This window comes from Paenibacillus elgii NBRC 100335, from assembly GCF_004000865.1.
In the GTDB taxonomy this organism is placed as follows: domain Bacteria; phylum Bacillota; class Bacilli; order Paenibacillales; family NBRC-103111; genus Paenibacillus_G; species Paenibacillus_G elgii.
Genome location: NZ_BIMB01000002.1, coordinates 207,383 through 228,308 on the forward strand (window position 1 = coordinate 207,383; position 20,926 = coordinate 228,308).

The window sequence follows — 20,926 nt, forward strand, 5'->3', positions numbered from 1 at the left end:
ATACCTTTGCTTTGTATTTGAATATTCTATGATTAAGAGTTACCGGGGAGGTAATAACGGTACTCAATCCAATAAGAGGAGTGTTGACTAATGAGTTGTACTAGAGGTTTCGGCGGCTTTACTTCCACAGGTGTTATTCTGGTTCTTTTCATTTTGCTGGTCATTGTTAGCTGCAGTTTGTGGTTCTGATATTAAAACGAGTTTTTTTGAGAAAGCCGCCGCGTGCGGCTTTTTTTTCTACAGTGGAGTAACCGTACAACGAAAAGAACCCTTGTCCGTCGAAGTAATGAAGTACGATTACTTTAATGAACAAGGGCCTCCTTAATATCCGTTCTCATTTCGCGGCTGTTTCCCCATTCATATCTTCATCCGTTATCGAATATCTAATCAGAAATTCATACCAATATTGATCAAAAGAAATGTTGTTCCGGTCCTTTAAGCTTAAGTATCGATCCCATAATCTCATCCGGAGTTTTTCCAAGTCAGTCGTTGGCTCCATGCAGCATTCTCCTCCCAGAGTGCATGATCAGCTTGATGAGATCAGTCTATGGGGATACATCCAGAGGAAGCACGGTATTTACCTAATAAGAAGAAATAATGATTAGCGATCCGGGTGCTTCGGCTTAAGCTCGGGCATCTCCAGAACGGCTGAAATGTTACACAGCATGCCGTTCGCCATGAATATGCTGACCGCCACCTCCGGCTGTGCGATGCCCGCTTCGCGAAAGCGCGCCTCCACAGAAGCCGTCACCTGATGCATGCCTTCCCGCATCACTTGGCGGATCGGCTCTTCCTTGATGACCATCGCTTGCATTTGCAAAACGATCTCATGATGATGCGTGCGCATCAGCTCTTCGTAAGCTTGAATCATCGCCTGCTCCAGCCGGTCCGAAGACGCATCCACCCCCGAGAACGCACGGACGATGCGCTCGAAGGCCAGCTTGAGCGCGGCGGCGAACAGCTCCGCTTTGCTTTTGAAAAATTTGAACACGTAAGGCTGCGAAATGCCTACCCGCTCCGCAACTTGCGCCGTAGTGGCGCTGTAGTAGCCATGCTCCGCGAACACCGCTACGGCGGCTTCCAATATTTCTTCTCTGCGGTTCGCTGCGGCAGGCTCGCCGGTCTTCGACTTCATCTTGCCCATCGTTCCTCCTGCGAAACCGGAGTGCTCCGGCCGATCTCTTCGATCAGTTAGTTATTAATTACTAACTGTACTATACGCGGACCGGCCGGAAATTTCAAGAACCGGTTTCCGCCGGAAACAGCCAAGTCATCGCTTCCGGAAAACGTTTGACGAAATACTTCGCTTCGTGACCCGCACCGTCTTCGATTTCGAGCCGCAACCAATCCCCGCCGAGCCCGCGCTCCGTCAATATCGCATGCGCTTCGCGGGTGTACGGTACCATCATTTTCTGGGCGCCCGGTTTATGGATGCCTTCGATGCTTCCTACATACATGTAGATTTTGCGTCCCGCTGCGTCCATCGGCTTCGTTCTCACATACTCCATGAAGTCCGGGTACCAGAAGGAAGCGGACAGCAGCCCGAACCGGCCGAACACGTCGGGATGCAAATAAGCGGCATAAAGCGAAACCAAGCCACCGAACGACCCGCCGGCGATGCCCGTCTCCTCCGGCAGGCGGGATGTCCGGTACTTCTCATCGACCCATGGCTTCAACCGGCCGGTAACGAAGGCGAGATAGTCGGCGCTCTTTCCGCCGAAATTCCGGGTCGTGTCCGCCAGCGAGGGGGCAAGCCACGGTGTGTATTCGTCATTCCGCTCGAACGGCGTAATGCCGATGAAGATAAGCTCACGAAGTTCCCCGCTCTCAAACCTGCGTTCCAGCTCCTCCATGGAGGAATCGAACAAATAGCTTCCATCCTGTACATAAACGACCGGGTATGCCGCCCCGCTAGTAAAATACGAGGGCGGGAGATAAACGGCTATCTCCCTGCCATCGAACGATTCGACTATGATTTTTCCCTGCATAACGCCCTCCCGGGTTGGGGCCAGCCCTTGCATCAGGCTCTGGCCTTAAATAACAAATACACAAAATACGGCACGCCGATGATCGATATGACAATACCGACAGGCAGCTCGGCGGGCGAGAATACCGTCTTCGCAATAAAGTCCGATACGACGACCAGCGCCATGCCGATCAGGCCGCAGACAGGGACCATGCGGACGTGCCGGATGCCTACGAGACGTCTGGCGATATGAGGGGCCATCAGGCCGACGAAGCCGATCCCTCCCGACACGCTGACGCAAGCGCTCACCAGCCCGATGCTGCCGAGCAGCAGGATCATCCGTTCCTTTTCCACAGCGACGCCCAAGCTTCTGACGCTGTTCTCCTCCAACTGGAGCAAGTCCAGAGTATACGACCTGCTCACAATGACGGGAATTAGAATGACCAGCCACGGGAGCATGGAGACAATAAACTTCCAGTTGGCGTTGTAGATGCTGCCGGTCATCCAGACCGTGGCCATCTCGAAATCGGACGGGTTCATTTTCAGGCTGATGTACATGGCAACTGCGCCGAGGCCGGAAGCGGTCGCGATGCCCACCAGAAGGACGCGCTGCGGGTCCAGCTTGCCATCCTTCCAGGCGAACAGGTACAGAAACGCGGCCGTGGTTAGACCGCCGGCCCAACCGAACAACGGCATCGCCATCGTAGAGAACCAGCCTGCTCCCTTGATCTGCCCGCTGAAAAAAAACATAAAGATGACGACCGCCGCACCCGCGCCGGCGTTGATGCCCAAAATTCCCGGATCGGCCAGCCCATTGCGCGTGACGCCTTGGATCGCCGCTCCAGCCACGCCCAGCCCTAAGCCGACCAAAGCAGCAATAACGATCCGGGGCAGCCGGAAATCGAAGATGACCAGGTCCTGCTCGGGCTGCGGATCGATCCGAAGCAGCGTTCGAACGATATCGCCCACCGTCATGTCGAAAGACCCGTTCGTCAGAGACAGGTAGGCGGCGGTGACGATCAGCGCGACCGCTCCGAGCAGTACCGCCATGTACTTGCCGGTTGATTGATTATGCACGCTGTTCCCCTCCCTTCTTCCGGATCAGATACAGAAAGAAAGGAACCCCGACCAAGGACGTCACGACGCCGATCGGCATCTCGAACGGGTAGTTCATGAAGCGGCTTGCGACATCGCACAAGGCAAGAAATACCCCGCCCAGCACACCGGCGCACGGCACGATCCACCGGTAATCGAGGCCGATGAGAAAACGGGTAATATGCGGGACGATCAAGCCGACGAAGGCGATCTTGCCGGCCAGCGCCACGGAAATGCCCGTAAGTAGAATGACGGCAAGCATCGCGACCACTTTAACGAGCAGCGTGCGCTGTCCGAGGCTGACCGCCACTTCCTCGCCCAAGGAAAGAATCGACACGGATTTCGAGATGAGCAGCGCAAGCACAACCCCGACCACGGCAAAAGGAATCGCCAGCTTGATCAGATTCGGGTCCATCTGATGCAGACGGGCGTTATACCAAAAGCCGATTTTTTGCGAAACCTGAAAATACGTCGAGAACGCGGTCGCCATGCTGCCGAGAAACGTGCCGATCACGGTGCCCGTCACCGCCAGCCGGACCGGAGACATCCCGCCCGGCAGCAGTGACGCCAGTCCGAAGACAAGCCCTACGCCGAACGCCGAGCCGATGAACGAATACACGATCATTTCGATCGAAGAAGAGCCGGGCAGCGCGATCATGCAGACCGTAATGGCGAATACCGAGCCGTCGGTCACCCCCATGATCGAAGGGGATGCAAGGTAGTTCCTTGTCATCCCCTGCATGAGCGCTCCCGACATCGCCAGGAAAGCGCCGATGAGCAGCGCGCCGACCGCGCGCGGGACGCGGGAGTGCATCACGATTTGATGATTGACGTTGCCCGGGTCGAAATTGGCGAACGCCTGCCAGAGCGTGCCTGCATCGATCGTTTTGGAGCCGAAACGGACGGATAAAATGATCGAGAGGACGATCGCAACCGGCGAAAGCCATAAGATCCACGCCGGGTGAAGCTTGTATGCTTGTCTCATGTTTTGTCGGCTCGCCTGCCTGGAATCAGGAGGCCAGCTTTTCCACAGCTGCTTTCAGGAATTGAATTTTGCTCCACGAGGTGCCGCCCTGCCCCAACGGATCGACGACATTGACGAATACTTTGCCGTTTTTCACCGCATGGATGCTCTGCCAGATCGGATTTTTTTGCAGATCCTCCAGCGCCTTCGGCGTGTCTTTGTTTTCGTCCTCGGAAAATTGCAGGAAAATGTAATCCGGGTTCATTTCGCTGAATTTCTCGATCGAGATGAGCTCCTGCGCCTTAGCGGCCTTCACTTCCGGAGGAGCCGTAAAGCCGAGATCGGCATACAGCGACGCGTTGAAGAACACGCCTTCGGGATAAATGTACAAGTTGCCGGTCCGGACTCTCAGGGAGACGATCTTCTTGTCTTTCAAACGATCGCCGAGCTTCGCTTTGGCTGCCGTCACGTCTTCCTTATACTTTTGCAGCACCTGCTTGGCCTGCTCCTGCTTGCCGGTCAGCTCGCCCAGCAGCAGCAGGTTGGCTTCCCAGTTCGTCGAAATATGCGACACCGGGAACGTCGGCGCGACTTTCGCCAGCTTCTCCGCCATTTCGGGCGGGAACTTCGAAGAGCCCAGAATGACGTCCGGCTTCATCTTCAAAATGCCTTCGATATTCGGCTGCATTTTTTCGCCGGTGCTTTCCACGCCTTGCGTGATGCTTTCGAACATCTTCGGAAATTTGCCCCCTACGGTAATCGCGCCGACCGGCTTCACGCCCAGCACCAGCGCATCCTCCATCGCTTCCATCGCGCCGCTGATGACGATTCGGTCCGTTTTGCCGGGCACCGTGTAATCCTTGCCGAGATATTTGATCGTTTTGGTCGCCGGAGCCGCGGCGTCTTTGGTCGCTGCCGCCGGTTTCTCGGTTCCTGTCGAAGCCGCCGGCTGCTCTTTCCCCTGACCTGCCGTGCCGCAAGCGGACAAGGCAAGCGCCAGCAGCGCCGCAGCTCCTATTCCTGACCATCTACGTTTCATCATCTTGCAAAATCCCCTCTCATTGATAACGATTCTCATTTGCGATTATAAACTACCCTCCCCCCTTAAACCATGGACGATTTCCGGAGTCACTTTGGATAATTGTCGGAAAACAGATGCAGCGCCGCATCGACGATCCGATCGTGGGCGGTGGCGGAATATTCGTGCCACGGGTCGGAAGGAATGCGGTGCACCCGATGCTTCCGGACCGCTTTCAAATCCTGCCATGTGGAAGCGCTGCTTAGCCGTTTGGCATGAGCCAGCGATTCCGGCTCTTGGCGGACGAGCAGCAGCAGGCGGTCCGCGTCGATCTCCGCCAGGCGATCCAGCGTAATCGGCTCATTGAGAACGATACAGCCGACCGGACAAGCCGGCTTCACTTGCAGATCGCCATACAGCACTTCCCGCATGCTCCGGTTGCTGAACACGTGGCATTCGTCCTTATAAATACGCAGGATCAGAACCGTATCGTCCCCCGCCTCGCGGGCAATCTGTTCCCGAACGGACTCCACCTTGCGGTCGTACTCTCTCAACCACAGCTCCGCTTCCTTCGACGCCCCGAAAAACTCCGCCGTAAATTGAAGCTGCTCCCGCCAGTTCTTTTCGGCCCAAGGCACCTGCACGAGCGGAGCGATCTGCTTCAGCTTATCCTGCTCTTCCTCGTCCAGCCCGGTGCGGCTCAGAATAACGTCCGGCCGCGCTTTGCGAAGCGTGTCAATATTCGTTTCCCAATCCATATTGTTGCGGTAAGCGCTGAGATGAACGGGAATATCGTTGCGGTACGTTTCGTAGTAGTAAGCCGTCCACTTCGGATGAAGCGGGGCGGCATATGGCAGCATCCGCAGCGCCACAAGCTGGCCGATGATGGCCGGGCTGTAGGCGGCGACCTTGCGGCTGCGGTTCTTCATATACACTGTCGGCGATACGCCGACTTCCTGCTTGAACTTTCGGCTTAAATAAAACTCGTCGCTGTAGCCGACCTGCTGGGCAATATCCCGCAGCCTGACGTTCGAACCGGCCATCAACTGCTTGGCCCGCGTCATACGCAGTTCCGTCAAGTAATCGATGGCGCTGCTGCCGTACGTTTTTTTGAACAACTCCACGTAGTATTTGGGACTGACCCCGGCCATCCGGGCGAGCTGCTCGATCGACAAGCTTTCATTGAAATGACGCTCCATATAGTCTTTCGTCCGCCGGATGGCGGCTTCCGAATCTTTTCTCGCGGAGAGCCCGACATTTTTCATGACGCCATAGATCAGCTCACGAAAGGCAAGGCGGGCGCGCGGGCGTCCGGTTTCCTCGCCGCTCTGCCAATGGCGGCTCACGACGTCGCATAGCGTAATCATCTGCGCGGCGGGAACCATCGGAATTTCGTCCTGCACCCAGAACAAGCCTCGTTCCTTCTCGAACCGGAGCTGCTCTTCGTCCTGCTCCGTCTCCCGGTACAAGTCAAACCGGAACAAAAACAGGCTCAACCCTTCGGCCGAATCTGAAGCGGCGCCGAACGTCTGGCCCGGAGAGCACACATAAGCAGAATCCTGGCGGAGTCGCCCTTCCTTCCGGTCCACGATCAATCGCCCGTGTCCCTTCGTCACCGCAAGCAGCACGTACGAATTCGCGAGCTGCTGCTCCATGCGCCATTCGCCGTCTCCTTTGACCGCTTCAACGTCCCGAAGCTTCCAATGCGTACCGTCCAGCCAAGTGACCACCCGATCTCCCGGTTCCGTGATGCCTGAATTCATAAGCTGTGCACCGCCCTATATGATAATGATTCTCAATACGTTTTTTGAAGTATATCAAAAAAAACACCTCTTTGTCGATGAGAGCGGCGTCCGGCAAAAGAAAAATAGACCTCCGAGCCACCGTAAAAGTGGCATTCGAAGGTCTAATTTTTCAGTTCAATCGTCAAATCGTCTAGGGCTTTACGGCCTCACCCACTTGGCGCCCTGCCAGGTGTGGATGTAATACCAGGACTCCCCGTTGGGAGATTTCCAAACCCGCGATGCCGTAACGGTTTGCGGGGTAAACGTGAGCCATTTTTCCGCAGGCTGATTTTCCACATAAGGGATATCGAACCCGATCGAGGTCCCGGTAAGCTCAAGCCGTTCGCTGCTTAGCTGCACCCCGAGCTTGGTATCCTGCTCGAAATCGCCGGTCAATCGCGAGGCGATTTCCATGGACGGATTGATCCATTTCCCGACGCCCTCGCTTACCGTAAAATACCAGTTGCCTATTTTCCCAATGACCTGAACGGTTTGGGCCGGTTGTTCTGCCCCTATTTTCTCGGTATAGGTAGAGTAGATCGCAGGAGTTTTAAAGTAATGGAACGGAACGGGAATGTCCAGCTTCCAATCGACCTGCTCCAATCCTTCAATGCCAAGCCCATAGTCGTCGCTGCAGCGTATCCATCGCAACCCGTTCGGCGTCTCGATCTGGTACCAGACAATCGGAGGAACCATGCGGGCCTGGCGGGTATACTTTCCCACAGGCTTCAATACTTGAGGAGGCAGCTTCGGCTCGTCGGCCAACGGCTTTTCAAAGGGCAGGCTGTACACCTCGCTCTCCCGCGCAATGGGAATCATGCCATCAACCGGTTGGCCTACGCCCTCGTAATACTCCGCATAATGCTCCGAAAGAATCCATTGCTCTCCCAGCCAAGAGGTTCGGATCAAATGCCACTTCGCCGACGTGCGGCAGGGCGTGTACGGATCGCATGCATCGATGGAGGCGACCGCCTGAACCTGCTGCGGAGAGAGGCTGTTTCCGGTTATTTTCATCCGGGAGTCATAAAGCGGGGTCTGGGGGTCCAGCAGAGTCAAGGTCTGTTCCTGCTTCTGCAGCTGGCCGTACTTGTACGCCCCTTCCTTCAGGTTAATCCACGCTTTGCCAAGCCACGTCTCGACCGGCACTTTGTCCATATTCGTAATATAGAGCAGCCTGTCGCTATCAATCGGGGCGAGCTTCACAGACTGGTAAGCGCTGATGGAGCCCAGGACTTCATCCGGTTTCGTTTTATTGCTGGCGTACAGTTTAAAATCGTCAAGCAAAGTAATATAAGGCATCGCGCTCGGTTCGGCAAGCTTCTGATCCGCAGGCTTTTGGTCTGCAGACTTCTGGTCGGCAAGGGCGATCTGCGATCCCGACGGGAGGGTTACCGCTGCGGCCAAAAGTAAAATGAGCCATTTGCTTATGTCGTCCATCTCCTTTTCAAAAAAACCAAAAGTTTTCCATTTCTGATCCTACCATAAAAATGGTATAAAAAACAGAACCTTCCCCTGCGCTCCTCCGGACCGCTCCCTTCAACCTGTTGGCGGCTTTTGCCAAAAAGTTCATTTTATCTTCACAGGAAACCGCCTCCGATAGCCCGACCGGGCTATGGGCAACCTGCATTCCGTTCTATACAATGAGGGTGCTTGCCTGTTTTGTAAGGAGTGATGAGATGAATCGTAAACGAATGCTAACGGTCCTGCTTGGCCTGCTGCTGGTGGCTATGATAACCGCCTGCTCCACCTCCGAGCGTCCGGTCGACCCGTCGGAGGTGGAGGTTACGCTGACGACCGAGCCTTCGCCGCCCAAGGCGAACGTCGTCACCAAGTATACCGCCACGATAGGCGGTGTACCGGAATCGACCAAAGCCACCCTGGCCTTCGACATTCGCAAGTCCGAAAACGATACGCTGTCGTATTTGAATGCGAAGCCGGAAGGAAACGCGTACTCCGCGGAAAAAGAATTGAAGGAGCCGGGAACGTACACCGTCTACGTGCATCTGTACATCGGCGACCTGCACATCATCAAGAAAAAGAAGATTGAGGTCGCTTCATGAGCCGCAACCGCATCCGCAGCCTGATGCCGCACGGGTCCGCCCTGCGCGTCGCGCTGCTGGCGTTCGCACTTGCGGTGCTGCCGTCCACGGCGGTCTGCGCCGAAAGCAGCAGCAACAGTGGAAGCAGCGGGAAGGAAATCCCGCTCCAGCAGCTCATTGACGAAGCGCCGCCCGGCGGCACGCTGAAGCTGGCGGCGGGGACCTACCTGGGGCCCGCCATCGTCGCGAAGCCGCTGCGGATCGAAGGCGCGGACGGAACACAGATCGTCAACGAGTCGGATCAGCCGGCGGTAGAGCTCCGTGCCGACCGTTCCGCGATAGCGGGTCTGGCGATCCGGGATACGGGAGCCAAGACTACGGCCGCCGTGCTGCTTTCCGGCGCCGACAGCACACTGGAGAATCTGCGGATCGAGACGGTGTCCTCCGGCATTCATCTGCGGGACGCAAGCCGCAACACGATCCGCAGCACGACCGTCGGTTGGGCGGGGCCGGACGTCAAGATGACGGAGAAGGGCAACGGCATCGATCTGTACGCCTCCCATGACAACGTGATCGCAGGCAACACCGTCACCGGTATGCACGACGCCATCTACATCGAGAACAGCAACGGCATCCGAGTAGAACAGAACGAGGTGAACGAGTCCCGGTACGGCGTGCATTTCATGTACGTCAACGACTCGTCGATCCGGGGCAACACCGGGGCGCGCAACATCACGGGAGCGATGGTGATGGCCGTCAAAAGCGTGGAGGTCACGGGCAACACGTTCGTTAAACAAAGCGAGAACGTCAACTCCCAAGGCCTGCTGCTGTTCGACGCGAGCGATTCCGTCTTCGCGGACAATCGTCTGGAGGGTAACCGCGTCGGCATCTACGTCGAGCAAGCGCAGAAGAACGTGCTGGAGCGCAACCGGGTGACCGTAAACTACGTGGGCCTGCAGCTCAAAGAATCCGAGAACAACCGGTTTCAGGGCAACGATTTTCAAGGCAACGTGATCCCGGCCGAAGCGACGGACAGCCAGAATAACGACGTGAAAGGCAACTATTGGGACAGCTTCCAAGGCGTCGATCTGGACGGAGACGGGTTCAGCGATATGCCGTATGCGATCAATCCTTTTTTTCAGAAGATGACCAAAACGACTCCGCCGTTCCAGTTGTTCTTCCAGTCGCCCGGCATGGCGTTTCTGGAAGGCATGCTGACCTCGTCCAAGCGAGCTTGGACAACCGACCGGGCGCCGGCGATGAAGCCTTACGCAGCGGACGCCTACCGTCTGCCGGCCGGATCTGAAACGGCGGGAACGCTAATCGTCAGCCTCCTCCTGCTGGGGAGCGCCGTAACAACCATATTCGTAACGGGGGTTCGAAGAAAATGAAAAAAATTACTTTAAGTCTGGCCATCGTCATGATCATTCTGGTGCTGTCCGCATGCGGAGCCAAAAAATACGAGCCGCAGGCCATCAACGAAGCGACGGACAAATGCGCCGTGTGCAACATGCAGGTGAAAGACGACCAGTTCGCAACGCAAGCGGTTCTGAAGGATGGCAAATCGCTGAAATTCGACGATATCGGCTGCTACAACGAATGGAAGAGCAAAAACGGCACCGAGCAGGTCGGAGCGACATTCGTCCGGGATTACCATTCCAAGGAATGGATCGAGCTGGAGAAGGCTTACTACGTGTACGACAAATCGTTCAAATCGCCGATGGCTTACGGCATCTATTCGTTTAAGGATAAAGCGACGGCGGAGAAATTCATCGCCGAGAACGGAAAAGGCAAGCTGATGACGGGCTCCGAGCTGGGCTCTCATACGTGGGAACGCAATTCGGACAAGATGAAGCATATGAAAGACAGCCACAAGCCTGGCGATGAAGGCAAACAAGACATGAAAGATATGAAAGACATGAAGGACGGTCATGGCGGCAGCGAAGCGAAGAAAGAAGAGCCGAAGGTCGCACACTAATGAAACCGATGCTGACTGTGGCGATTCGCGAGATGCGAATCGGCTTCCGCAACCCGTGGGCATACTCGTTCCTTGCGCTCTTTTCCTTGTTCAGCCTAGCCCTGCTGCTGATTCACTCCAGCCGGGTCGTTGAAGGATACTCCAGCGTCACGGGAACGATGCTGAACCTGATCTTGTACCTGCTGCCGCTCATGACACTGCTGCTCGGCTCCTTCTCGCTGACCGCGGAAAAGGAAGAAGGCGGCTGGCAGCTGCTCTCCGCTTATCCGCTCGGCACGCCCGCGTTCGTGCTTGGCAAATATGCAGGCATCGCCGCCGTGCTGCTCGTTATCGTCGCCTTCGGCTACGGCTTGACCGGCGTCGTCGGACAGCTTACCGGAAAGCCGTTTGATGTGAAAACCTTCACGTTGTTCCTGGCTTTCTCGGCCGGCATCGTGCTGCTGTTTCTGGCTGTGGCCGCCATCGTCGGCACGCTCGCCAAAAACCGCTGGCAGGCGCTGACGTACGGCGTGGCGATCTGGTTCTTCACCGTGATCGGCTGGCCGACGCTGCTTGTCGCCGTGCTCGGCTTGCTGCCGTACCTGTGGATCAAACCGGCGCTGGCCGTGCTCACCCTGTTCAATCCGGCGGAGCTGGTCCGGCTGTTCATCGTCGTCAAGCTGAGCGGAGGGTCTGTGCTCGGGCCCGAATACTACGAATGGATCGGGTGGATTCGCGGGACGAGCGGCACTCTTCTGTTCCTGCTCGTCTCAGCCGTCTGGATCGCCGGTTGTCTGGGCGCCGCCGTCGTGCTCTGGGAAAGGGGGCGGTCGCGTGGCTAAACCGGTGCTAAAGCTGACGAATGTCCGCAAAACAATCAACAAGCAGCCGATCGTCAAGGGAGTCGATCTGGAGCTGTATCCGGGGCAGGTGATGGCGCTGTGCGGCGGCAACGGAGCGGGCAAAAGCACGCTGCTGCGCATGATCGTCGGCAGCTCGCAGCCGACCGAAGGCTCCATCGAGGCGTGCGGCCTCCAATGGCGCGCCGACCGGATGCGCTACGCTGCTTCCGTCGGCTACATGCCCGACGACTACGTGTTCGGGCAGGCGCTATCCGCGCGGGAGACGCTCACGTTCTGGGCGAAGCTCCGCAGCGTGCCGCCGTCCCGCGTCCAGGAGCTGCTGCACAAGGTCGGCCTGGCCGAGGTGCAGCAGAAGCCCGTCACCTCCTTCTCCAAAGGGATGCGGCAACGGCTCCTGTTCGCGCAAGCGCTACTCGGGGACCCGCCCCTGCTCGTGCTGGACGAGCCGACGAACGGCCTCGATCCGTACTGGCTGCAATCGTTCGTGCATCTCATTGAAGAAGTAAAACGCGAAGGCCGCGCCGTCATTTTCTCGACGCACCACCTGCAGGTGGCCGAATCCGTCGCCGACCGGGCCATGTTCCTGCGGAACGGGGAATTGGTGAGGCAGGGCTCCATCGACGAGTTCCGGGAGCACTACGGTCCGAAGGGACTGGACGGAGCGTTTACGGAATTTATGGCTTAAGCGCATTTCGTCTGGAATCAACAAAGAAGCCTTGTCCTCTTTCCAAGGGAAGAGAACAAGGCTTTTTCACTATCCGCGAACAAGTCCCGCCTGTTTACACGCCGCCTCCAGCTCCGCCAGCAAATCGGCCAGCTCCGAGGAGCGCTTCAGATTCGCCAGCATGCCGAGCACGATGACCCTGCGCGGACGGATCTCGACCAGCTCCTGCTCCAGCACCGTCAGAGACTCAAGCGCCTCATTGCGTTCCTCCCCTTCGGAGAGCCGTTCCAGCCGTTCCCGGCATCGCTTCACAAGCAGGAGCGGATGAGCCGACTTCGCATTTCTCGCGCATACCTCTTTCAGCCTCGGCCAATTGCTTTCGTTCAAAAGAGGGCGCGGCTTCTCCCGCAGCACGCGTTCCGCTACCGCGTCGACGATATGCAGGATATGGCTGCATACTTCATCCGGTACCAACGTGATCTTCTCGACCAACTGCAAGCCCATGTAGGTCGACAGCAAGCTGCTTAATAGCAATACGCCTTCCGGTGCATAGGGCGCGTAGCCGTCCCCGTAAATGCCAACGAGGCTGTCCATAAAAAACATACTGATCTCGGTATCCATCCACTTCAAGTAATCCCGAATTTCCTGATTTACGAAGCCTCCGTTTTCCCGCATCTGCATCGTGAAAAATTCGGGATATTCGATCCACAGACGAAGGCAGACGAGTATTTTCCGCTCCAGGCGCTCCCTCGGGCCCAGCTGCCGTTCGCGTTCCACGAGCTGCATCCCGTCGTTCAAACGCTTAAAAAAGAATTTAAAAATATCCAGCAGCAGCGCTTCCTTGGAGGAAAACTGCTGATACACGCTACCTTTGGACATTTTGCAAGCTTCGGCGATTTCCTGCATCGTCGTCTGCACATACCCGTTCGCAGCGAACAGCTTCATCGCAGCAAACAGGATATGCCGCTTCTTCTCGTTCCACTTCTCTTCCACCGTTACACCGCCCCGAAACTTGTATGGTCTGCTTCGTTTCCGTCATAGCGACTATAGCGGATACGCAAGTAACTTGCAAGCTCCGTCCTAGTCCCGAACGGCTGCGGCGCCTTCTTGTAACGGTATTGTACTTCCTACCCGATTTCGATCCTTCCAGCCGATCAGCATGGCCGTGCTTGCCACCATGAAAGCCGCTCCGAGCACATAAGGATAATTGACGTTCACGTCGAACAGTACGCCGGCAATGGATGGTCCCGCAATCGTACCCAAGCTCATATAGGCATTGTTCATCCCTGCTACGAACCCCTGCTCGTTTCCGGCCATTTTGGACAACAGCGTATTGACGGCCGGCCGGATAATCGTCGTGGCGACGAAAAACAGAATGGTCACGGCAAAAACGGAAACGTACGTCTTCGTCACGAGGACCGCCAGCATCATAACGGCGGAAAGCAAAAACATAGCAATAAGAATTTGACGCTCGCTAAACCTCCGCAGCAGCCTTTCGAATAGAACAGCCTGAGTGAAAACTCCCGCCAACGCGCCGAGCGTAATCATCAGCGAGATGTCCTTCGGCGTAAATCCGTGCTTCACGTCTACATATAAACTAATCACAGCTTCAAAATTCATCAAACCGAACGTCAGCATGAAAACAAGCAGAAGCAGCACGAAGTACGGCGCGCGAAACGAGCTAAGCAATTGCTTGAACAGATTTTCCCGCTTTCTCTCCGCCGTCCGGGCCAATTGCCTCGCTTCCCGGCTTTGCGTCTCCGGCAGGAACAGCATGGACAGCAGCACCGACACGCCGGCGATCGCCGTCGCCACATAGAACGGAACCCGCAGCCCGTAGTCGGCCAGAAATCCGCCGATGCCGGGCCCGATCACGACGCCCAGCGACATGGAGGCGCTGAACAGGCCCAATCCTTTTCCGCGATCCTTCTCCTGCGTAATGTCGGCCACGTAGGCCATCATCGCCGGTGTCAGGAGCGCCGCCCCGATTCCGCTGAGCAGCCTGGACACGTAAAGCAGCCACATCTGACCAGCCAGCCCGAACAGCAGCTGGGACAAGGCAAATACCCCAATCCCCCCGACAATCATGATTTTACGTCCGTATTTATCGGACATCTCGCCCGCAATAGGCGAAAATAGGAGCTGCGTCACTCCCATAGCAGCGACAAGATATCCCATGTCCTGGCCGCTTGCCCCGAATTCCGTAATGAATTTAGGCAAAATGGGGATGATCAGTCCCATTCCCACCATCGTAATGAACATGTTCACCATCAAAATGACGAGCGGTCCCCAATTTGATCCGGTTTTCGTCATAACATTCACCTCACTTGCAAATTTCAATCTCATTTTGACCAATAAGTTCTATAAATGACCATCAGGTCATTTGAAATTATATCCTCCCCTTTCCGTGAAGTCAAATAGTTGAAATTAACAAATAGTTATGATAAGATGGCTCTAAATTAATGACGGGAGCTGAAAAGATATAATGTAAAATAACTTTCTTGCTAAGAAATATAAAATAGTAAAACAAAACAGCGACATGAGCGCATGTTTTATTATTTGTATGCAAGAAAGTTACGATATCTTTTCACTCAAACAATATATCCTTATCTAACTCTATGTCAGGGTTGGATTTGCTGTATTTATTTGAGCTGTGGGAAAGGTAACTTTCTTGCAGCTCTTCTATTTTTGTACAGGAGGATCTATTCCATGTCATTAATCAATGTAACCAACCTGACGTTTGCCTATGACGGCAGTTACGATAACTTATTTGAGGACGTAAGCTTTCAAATCGATACCGACTGGAAACTTGGATTTACGGGGAGGAACGGAAGAGGCAAGACCACCTTCCTCAACCTATTGCTTGGGAAGTATGAATACAGCGGAACGATTTCCGCCAAGGTCAGCTTCGAGTATTTTCCATTCCATGTAGAGAACAAGGAGCAGAACACAATCGATGTCATCGGCGACATCTACCCGGATTACCTTCACTGGGAATTGATGCGCGAGCTTTCGCTGCTCAAGGTGTCGGAGGATGTTCTATATCGGCCCTTTGCTTCCTTGTCCAATGGCGAGCAAACGAAAGTATTGCTGGCCGCTTTATTTCTGAAGGAAAACAGCTTTCTGTTGATTGACGAGCCGACCAATCACCTGGACATGAACGCCCGAAAACTGGTCAGTCAATATCTCAATACGAAAAACGGCTTTATTCTCGTCTCTCACGACAGGTCGTTCCTGGATCGCTGCGTAGACCATATTCTGTCCATCAATAAAACCGACATCGAAATTCAAAAAGGAAATTTTTCCGATTGGTGGGAAAATAAGCAAAGACAAGACCAATTTGAGCTTGGCGAGAACGAAAAGCTGAAAAAAGACATTAAACGCTTGTCGGAAGCGTCCAAACGAACGAGCAATTGGTCGCATGAAGTGGAAAAAACGAAGAACGGAACAAGGAATTCCGGCTCCAAGGTGGACAAAGGGTACATCGGGCACAAGGCTGCCAAAATGATGAAACGCTCCAAATCCATGGAACACCGGCAGCAAAACGCGATCGAGGAAAAGTCGCAGCTCTTGAAAAATATCGAAAGCTCGGAGAGCTTAAAGATTACCCAACTTCCCTTTCATAAAAATCAGCTCGCCGAACTGGACCACGTTTCCATTTATTACGGGGAGAAGACGGTCTGCACCGATATCAGCTTTACGATTGAGCAAGGTGAGCGAATCGCGCTTTCGGGTGCGAACGGCTCTGGAAAATCAAGCATTATCAAGCTGATTTGCGGCGAGGATATCGCATATACCGGCACGTTCCGAAAGGGAAGCCAGCTGAAAATATCGTATGTTTCGCAGGATACTTCGCATTTGCAGGGAAATTTAACGGATTACGCCAGAAGCAGCGGGATTGACGAAAGCTTGTTTAAATCGATCCTAAGAAAGCTGGATTTCTCCAGAGTTCAGTTTGACAAGGATATATCAGCCTTCAGCGGCGGCCAAAAGAAGAAAGTGCTGCTGGCAAAAAGTCTTTGCGAAAAGGTTCATTTGCATATTTGGGATGAGCCGCTGAACTTTATCGATGTGATTTCGCGCATGCAAATCGAGGAACTGCTGCTTGAGCATTCGCCGACCATTCTTTTTGTGGAGCATGACAGCGAATTTTGCAAAAATATCGCTACCAAGGTTATTAAACTTTAAATGGGCGCAAGCCGAATAGAGGCAACGGCAGTCCGGAAGTTATTTTCGCGTCCGAAGCTGCCGCTGCCTTTTATGCATCCGCACATGGCAAGCTGATCCGAAACATCGTGGAATACCGACGGTCCGCTTCCAGTTCAATCGTGCCTTGGTGCAGCGTAACGATTTTTTTGCAGATGGCGAGGCCTAATCCGGTGCTGTCTTTCACCGCCCCGGCCCCACGTGTAAATTCCTCGAAGATGTGTTCCCTGATCGGCTCCTGTACGCCAATTCCGTCATCTCCAAGCCACAGCACAGCCCGGCCGTCCTTACTTTCGCAAGACGCGAACAGCACCGTTCCCGCTGCATTGAACTTGAGCGCATTTCCGATCAGATTCATGATGACGCGTTTCATATGCACATGGTCCAGCATCACCGGCAGCGGCTCTTCCGGAATCTGTACATCCAGTCCGAACCCTTTGTCCTCGATTTCGGAATAACATTCCGCCACAATCTGTTGAAACCATTTGGTGACGTTTACTTTTTCTCTTTTCAATATTTGGTTGGAATCTTCCAGCTTTGCTAATTCGAACAAGTCCTTAATCAAATTGGATGTATAGGAAGATTTGTCGTGAATGTATTGGATATATTTGCGCCTCCTGCTTTCCTCCAGCGACGGATCGTCCAGCAACAACTGGGAATAGCCGTAAATTGAAGTCATAGGCGTCTTCAAATCATGCGATAAATGCAAGAGCATGTTTTTGCGGCTGGTCTCGGCCGCTTCCTTCTCGGCAGAGGTTCGCTGGAGCCGCTCGGCCAACCCGTTGAAAGCCTCACGGATTTCGTCGAACTCCTGCTCGGCCGTAAACGTCAGCCGCTTCGTATAATTCAGCCGCTCCATTTCTTTGATGCCTTCTACAATTTGCCGGATTGGCTTCTCTACTTGCTTAACCGAGTATTTGGCGTACAAATACACGGCGATAAGCAAGCCAAGCGCAAAACATGCCGCAAAAATGGCTATGGCCGCAGAGACTTTATCCAGCCGCATAGGTATTTTCCAAAGCAGGATATACGGCTCTTGATTCGGCCCCTTTACCGAATAAGCGTGATAATAGATCGAATCATCGTTCCGCTGCATATCCATTTTGGCATAGAGCAGTCCATCCCGGTAACGGACGATATCGTCTTCCTTATTTCCCCGGACATAGATCACCTCTCCCGCCTCGTCGATCACCTCAAACCAGCCGCCGTACCGATCCAGCAGCTTCCCGTCGATATTTTGGAAGGGATACCGATAAATATCTTCCCCCGAAATCCGAGGCAAATCGCCCGTCCTGTCTACCACCCGGTTCATCAGAATATCGGTGCTCACAAGCGCTACGGCAATCGCGCCCAACAAAAGGCCGCTAATGACGATATAGTTGCGGACAAACAACTTCTTCAGCGGCCTTCGGCCGCGAATGCTATTGTTTCTTCTCAAAACGGTAGCCTAACCCCCTAATCGTAACCAGGTAGTCAGGCTTTCTTGGGTTATGCTCGATCTTCTCGCGGAGTTTGCTGATATAGACCATAATCAAATTTTCGTCCCCCATATACTCTTCGCCCCATACCTGCTCGTAAATCTGCGCTTTCGTGAATACCCTGCCGGCTTGGCTCATCAACAAAGCGATAATTTTGAACTCGTAGGATGTGACTTCCTTGTTCATACCGGTCTTATATAGCTTGCAGCTCTCCAAATCCAGTTTGACGTCACCGATCTCGATGATGGCGGGAGCGGGCTTGTCCGGCTTGGTAAAGGCATCCAGGCGTCTGAACAGCGCCTGCACCCGGCTTACGACTTCTAGCGGGTTAAAGGGCTTGCCCACGTAATCGTCCGCCCCTAGCTGCAATCCGAATATTTTGTCCGTATCGTCCGACTTGGCCGAGAGAAAAAGAAATGGAATCGGGGAGCTCTGCCGCACTTTCTTAAGCAGCTCCCATCCATCCATCCGAGGCATCATAATATCCGCGATGATCAAGTCAACCTGCTCGCGCTGCAGCATCGTCAACGCTTCATCGCCGTTGCCCGCCGTCATTGTGCCGTAACCGGCATGGTTTAAATAAACGGCGAGCAACTCGACAATTTCCGCTTCATCGTCGATGATCAATATCGTTTTGATTGGCTCTTCACCTCGATTGCCTTATACCCGTATCCTTATCCATCAGCTATCCGCTGGCTAGAATAAATGATCGGCGAACCGGGACAACAATACGGCGGCTTCTTGTCTCAGCATCGGCTGTGTCGATCTATAGTCGACCGCTCCGTTTTGGTCCTGGCTAACTTCGGGTCCATATAATACTTTCGCCACAGCGAAGCGGACACCTTCCACCGCCCATGAATCCGTGTTGCCTGCAAGCTTGGCTTCTTTAGGAGTACCATGCAGATGATTGAAGGCCATGCGCCATACAATGGTCGCCGCTTCCTGTCGTGTCAATGGCTGCTGCGGGAAGAACCGGTCGCCGACTGATCCCTGGATCAAGCCAAGCTCTTGCTCGGCCTGGATATGCTGGGCATACGGACTGTCGGCGACATCGGCGAACACCGGCTTTTGCTTCGACGGGGCAAAGCCCGACCACCGGATGATCCAGCCGATAAACTGTTCCCGCGTAATGGGCTGCTCAGGCCGGAAAAGGTTGTCGCCGCTTTCCTCCCCGATGACATCAAGCTGGCGCAAATGGCCGATGTAGGCTGCATATGGATGCTGGGGACCGACATCGTCATAGGGGCGCGGCTGCGGCAATTTTTCGGACCAGCTGTCGAGCTTCAGATCGTAATAAAACGCCTGTACCTCGCCTTTTTCATTCCGTTTGAACGCCGCTTTGACACCCTGATCGTCCTGAAACAGAAGCGGCTCGATTTCATGCAGCACATGCTCGCCAAGTGGGTCTTGCACGATAAGCTTGCCGTCTTCCGCGCGAATGCGCGATGTCCACATCCGGTTTCGCAAATCGCTGTATGTGCCTGCAAACTCGGCTAGCGACGAGGAGAGCGGCCCATGAGCATCGTCTTGCTTGCCCGCAGCCGGGTAATAATGATTCATGAAGGCCCTGAAAAAAGGCTGCCGGAGCTCAAAATCCTTATTGACGGTAACGAAAACGCCGACCTTCTGATCGGGAATCAACCACATCCCCGTATGGTACCCGTCTACATCTCCGGACTTTTCTACCACATACTGCCCATTGGCATCTTGCCGATTGGAATATTCGAAGCCGTAGGCCATATTCGGCAGCTTCGGATGGATGGCAAGCTGAGGCTTGTGCATGTCGCGAATCGTTGCTTCACCTAGAATCGCCGTGCCCCCGATCTTCCCCCCGTTCAGATGTGCCATCATAAACCGGGCCATGTCCGAGCCGGTTGAGAGCATCCCGCCACCCGGTAACTCTGTCGGGACCGTCCCAAATGTAGGGAGGATATCGCCGAGCTGGTTATAGGGCACGGCGAGCCGCTTTAAATTTTCCGAAGTTAGCCGAAAATCGCTGTTTGTCATGCCCAGCGGCTGAAAAATATGTTTCTGAACGTAATCGCCGAACGGCTGGCCCGCAACCTGCTCGATCACATACCCTTGAATCGTAAATCCCAGGTTGTCATAGCGATAAAATTGTCCCGGCTGGCGTATAATCGTGGGCGAATTATCGAGAATATATTGTTTTAAGGAAACTTCCGTGGACAAGTCGGTCGTTCTGGAATCGGACATGTCCCCATACTCAAATCCGGTCGCATTCATCAATAAATGCCGCATGGTCAACGGTACATCCGTCCGATTCCCGATGCGAACCTCCCCCAAATATTTCGACACATCGGCGTTCAAATCGAGCTTCCCCTGCTCGGCCAATTGCATAACGCCTGTAGCTGTAATCACCTTGGAAACCGAGGCGACGCGAAATAGGGTTCGGTCCGGGTCGACCGGCAGTTTCTGCTCTACATTGGCGTAGCCGTAGCCTTTGTTTAACAGCACCCGATCGTCCTTCACCACGGCCACCGCGGCACCGGCCATCTGTTTCTGAATATCCGGCTGGTTAAAAAACGCATCGACAAATCGCTCGACTTCCTCCGGTGCCTGAGGTCCTGCCGGACCGGATTCCGCCGATACGCCAGGCACCGGGCCTCCCCCGGCCAATACTGCGACGGCCAGGGCAGCGACAGCCAATCGACTTCCATATTTACCCATTCGGTTCATAAGAATCACTTCCCTTTTGTTGTCCTTTTCCCTACAAACAACAGTATAAATGGGTAAACTTAACCTGGATTCTATACAATCTTAATGTAAAGTGAAATTTGCCGCAGCGTTCTCGTAATGCCCCTCGCTATTCCAACCATTTGATCCGTTTCAAAAAAGCGCCCCCAAGCCAATACTTCATTAGCTTAGGAGCGC

Annotated in this window: 19 protein-coding genes; 7 read left to right on the forward strand and 12 right to left on the reverse strand. The window is 54.3% G+C overall.

Annotation, left to right across the window (positions count from 1 at the left end):
- Positions 1 to 90: 90 nt before the first annotated feature.
- Complete coding sequence (locus PEL01S_RS35065; protein ID WP_082866810.1) at positions 91 to 189, forward strand: dihydroorotate dehydrogenase; 99 nt, start codon at positions 91 to 93, stop codon at positions 187 to 189.
- A gap of 412 nt (positions 190 to 601) precedes the next feature.
- Here the strand turns inward: PEL01S_RS35065 and PEL01S_RS02555 are convergent, their stop codons facing one another.
- From PEL01S_RS02555 to PEL01S_RS02585, 7 genes are all read right to left on the reverse strand, one after another.
- Positions 602 to 1,144 carry a TetR/AcrR family transcriptional regulator gene (locus tag PEL01S_RS02555; RefSeq protein ID WP_063178031.1) on the reverse strand — a complete coding sequence of 181 codons (543 nt, stop codon included), beginning with the start codon at positions 1,142 to 1,144 and terminating at the stop codon, positions 602 to 604.
- Positions 1,145 to 1,238: 94 nt separating this feature from the next.
- Positions 1,239 to 1,988 carry an alpha/beta hydrolase gene (locus tag PEL01S_RS02560; protein ID WP_127459138.1) on the reverse strand — a complete coding sequence of 250 codons (750 nt, stop codon included), beginning with the start codon at positions 1,986 to 1,988 and terminating at the stop codon, positions 1,239 to 1,241.
- A gap of 32 nt (positions 1,989 to 2,020) precedes the next feature.
- Positions 2,021 to 3,016: a FecCD family ABC transporter permease gene (locus PEL01S_RS02565; RefSeq protein ID WP_164824233.1), complete on the reverse strand. Its 996-nt coding sequence runs from the start codon at positions 3,014 to 3,016 to the stop codon at positions 2,021 to 2,023.
- Positions 3,017 to 3,035: 19 nt separating this feature from the next.
- Positions 3,036 to 4,046 (reverse strand): FecCD family ABC transporter permease, encoded by a 1,011-nt coding sequence (locus tag PEL01S_RS02570; protein ID WP_127459140.1) that lies wholly within the window; start codon positions 4,044 to 4,046, stop codon positions 3,036 to 3,038.
- Between the two features lie 25 nt (positions 4,047 to 4,071).
- Positions 4,072 to 5,064, reverse strand: coding sequence for an iron-hydroxamate ABC transporter substrate-binding protein (locus tag PEL01S_RS02575; protein ID WP_127459193.1), 993 nt, complete (start codon positions 5,062 to 5,064; stop codon positions 4,072 to 4,074).
- A gap of 89 nt (positions 5,065 to 5,153) precedes the next feature.
- On the reverse strand, positions 5,154 to 6,806 hold the full coding sequence (locus tag PEL01S_RS02580) for an ABC transporter substrate-binding protein (protein ID WP_127459141.1): 1,653 nt from the start codon (positions 6,804 to 6,806) through the stop codon (positions 5,154 to 5,156).
- 180 nt (positions 6,807 to 6,986) lie between these two features.
- The gene (locus PEL01S_RS02585) at positions 6,987 to 8,264 is read right to left on the reverse strand and encodes a hypothetical protein (RefSeq protein ID WP_127459142.1); all 1,278 of its coding nucleotides are present in this window, start codon (positions 8,262 to 8,264) and stop codon (positions 6,987 to 6,989) included.
- A 239-nt stretch (positions 8,265 to 8,503) separates the two neighbouring features.
- On the opposite strand from PEL01S_RS02585, the gene PEL01S_RS02590 reads away from it, so the two are divergent.
- Genes PEL01S_RS02590 through PEL01S_RS02610 form a run of 5 tightly spaced genes read left to right on the forward strand, consistent with a single transcriptional unit; the run spans position 8,504 to position 12,371 of the window.
- Positions 8,504 to 8,887, forward strand: a complete 384-nt coding sequence (locus PEL01S_RS02590; RefSeq protein WP_063178021.1) for a hypothetical protein — start codon at positions 8,504 to 8,506, stop codon at positions 8,885 to 8,887.
- Complete coding sequence (locus PEL01S_RS02595) at positions 8,884 to 10,257, forward strand: right-handed parallel beta-helix repeat-containing protein (protein WP_127459143.1); 1,374 nt, start codon at positions 8,884 to 8,886, stop codon at positions 10,255 to 10,257. Before PEL01S_RS02590 ends, PEL01S_RS02595 begins: the two co-directional genes overlap by 4 nt.
- On the forward strand, positions 10,254 to 10,844 hold the full coding sequence (locus PEL01S_RS02600) for a nitrous oxide reductase accessory protein NosL (RefSeq protein WP_127459144.1): 591 nt from the start codon (positions 10,254 to 10,256) through the stop codon (positions 10,842 to 10,844). The genes PEL01S_RS02595 and PEL01S_RS02600 overlap by 4 nt, the downstream gene beginning before the upstream one ends.
- Positions 10,844 to 11,665, forward strand: a complete 822-nt coding sequence (locus PEL01S_RS02605) for an ABC transporter permease (protein WP_127459145.1) — start codon at positions 10,844 to 10,846, stop codon at positions 11,663 to 11,665. Before PEL01S_RS02600 ends, PEL01S_RS02605 begins: the two co-directional genes overlap by 1 nt.
- Positions 11,658 to 12,371, forward strand: a complete 714-nt coding sequence (locus tag PEL01S_RS02610; RefSeq protein ID WP_127459146.1) for an ABC transporter ATP-binding protein — start codon at positions 11,658 to 11,660, stop codon at positions 12,369 to 12,371. Before PEL01S_RS02605 ends, PEL01S_RS02610 begins: the two co-directional genes overlap by 8 nt.
- Before the next feature lie 69 nt (positions 12,372 to 12,440).
- On the opposite strand, the gene PEL01S_RS02615 is transcribed toward PEL01S_RS02610, so the two are convergent.
- Both PEL01S_RS02615 and PEL01S_RS02620 read right to left on the reverse strand, forming a co-directional pair.
- On the reverse strand, positions 12,441 to 13,343 hold the full coding sequence (locus PEL01S_RS02615; RefSeq protein ID WP_127459147.1) for a TetR/AcrR family transcriptional regulator: 903 nt from the start codon (positions 13,341 to 13,343) through the stop codon (positions 12,441 to 12,443).
- A gap of 87 nt (positions 13,344 to 13,430) precedes the next feature.
- Positions 13,431 to 14,663 (reverse strand): MFS transporter, encoded by a 1,233-nt coding sequence (locus PEL01S_RS02620; protein ID WP_127459148.1) that lies wholly within the window; start codon positions 14,661 to 14,663, stop codon positions 13,431 to 13,433.
- Positions 14,664 to 15,059: 396 nt separating this feature from the next.
- Here PEL01S_RS02620 and PEL01S_RS02625 point away from each other — a divergent pair, with 396 nt between their 5' ends.
- Entirely contained in the window at positions 15,060 to 16,538 is a 1,479-nt protein-coding gene (locus PEL01S_RS02625; RefSeq protein WP_127459149.1) for an Lsa family ABC-F type ribosomal protection protein, read from the forward strand.
- Between the two features lie 70 nt (positions 16,539 to 16,608).
- Here PEL01S_RS02625 and PEL01S_RS02630 read toward each other — a convergent pair whose 3' ends face one another.
- From PEL01S_RS02630 to PEL01S_RS02640, 3 genes are read right to left on the reverse strand one after another with little or no spacing between them, the layout of a single operon-like run.
- Complete coding sequence (locus PEL01S_RS02630; protein ID WP_127459150.1) at positions 16,609 to 17,994, reverse strand: HAMP domain-containing sensor histidine kinase; 1,386 nt, start codon at positions 17,992 to 17,994, stop codon at positions 16,609 to 16,611.
- Positions 17,978 to 18,673 (reverse strand): response regulator transcription factor, encoded by a 696-nt coding sequence (locus PEL01S_RS02635; protein ID WP_127459151.1) that lies wholly within the window; start codon positions 18,671 to 18,673, stop codon positions 17,978 to 17,980. Before PEL01S_RS02635 ends, PEL01S_RS02630 begins: the two co-directional genes overlap by 17 nt.
- A gap of 57 nt (positions 18,674 to 18,730) precedes the next feature.
- Positions 18,731 to 20,722, reverse strand: coding sequence for a serine hydrolase domain-containing protein (locus PEL01S_RS02640; protein ID WP_371860669.1), 1,992 nt, complete (start codon positions 20,720 to 20,722; stop codon positions 18,731 to 18,733).
- Between the last annotated feature and the right edge of the window lie 204 nt (positions 20,723 to 20,926).

Excerpts from the sequence above, each read along its gene's own strand:
- PEL01S_RS35065 (WP_082866810.1), top strand. The coding sequence starts at position 91 with ATGAGTTGTACTAGAGGTTTCGGCGGCTTTACTTCCACAGGTGTTATT.
- PEL01S_RS02555 (WP_063178031.1), bottom strand. The coding sequence starts at position 1,144 with ATGGGCAAGATGAAGTCGAAGACCGGCGAGCCTGCCGCAGCGAACCGC.
- PEL01S_RS02560 (WP_127459138.1), bottom strand. The coding sequence starts at position 1,988 with ATGCAGGGAAAAATCATAGTCGAATCGTTCGATGGCAGGGAGATAGCC.
- PEL01S_RS02565 (WP_164824233.1), bottom strand. The coding sequence starts at position 3,016 with ATGGCGGTACTGCTCGGAGCGGTCGCGCTGATCGTCACCGCCGCCTAC.
- PEL01S_RS02570 (WP_127459140.1), bottom strand. The coding sequence starts at position 4,046 with ATGAGACAAGCATACAAGCTTCACCCGGCGTGGATCTTATGGCTTTCG.
- PEL01S_RS02575 (WP_127459193.1), bottom strand. The coding sequence starts at position 5,064 with ATGAAACGTAGATGGTCAGGAATAGGAGCTGCGGCGCTGCTGGCGCTT.
- PEL01S_RS02580 (WP_127459141.1), bottom strand. The coding sequence starts at position 6,806 with ATGAATTCAGGCATCACGGAACCGGGAGATCGGGTGGTCACTTGGCTG.
- PEL01S_RS02585 (WP_127459142.1), bottom strand. The coding sequence starts at position 8,264 with ATGGACGACATAAGCAAATGGCTCATTTTACTTTTGGCCGCAGCGGTA.
- PEL01S_RS02590 (WP_063178021.1), top strand. The coding sequence starts at position 8,504 with ATGAATCGTAAACGAATGCTAACGGTCCTGCTTGGCCTGCTGCTGGTG.
- PEL01S_RS02595 (WP_127459143.1), top strand. The coding sequence starts at position 8,884 with ATGAGCCGCAACCGCATCCGCAGCCTGATGCCGCACGGGTCCGCCCTG.
- PEL01S_RS02600 (WP_127459144.1), top strand. The coding sequence starts at position 10,254 with ATGAAAAAAATTACTTTAAGTCTGGCCATCGTCATGATCATTCTGGTG.
- PEL01S_RS02605 (WP_127459145.1), top strand. The coding sequence starts at position 10,844 with ATGAAACCGATGCTGACTGTGGCGATTCGCGAGATGCGAATCGGCTTC.
- PEL01S_RS02620 (WP_127459148.1), bottom strand. The coding sequence starts at position 14,663 with ATGACGAAAACCGGATCAAATTGGGGACCGCTCGTCATTTTGATGGTG.
- PEL01S_RS02625 (WP_127459149.1), top strand. The coding sequence starts at position 15,060 with ATGTCATTAATCAATGTAACCAACCTGACGTTTGCCTATGACGGCAGT.
- PEL01S_RS02640 (WP_371860669.1), bottom strand. The coding sequence starts at position 20,722 with ATGGGTAAATATGGAAGTCGATTGGCTGTCGCTGCCCTGGCCGTCGCA.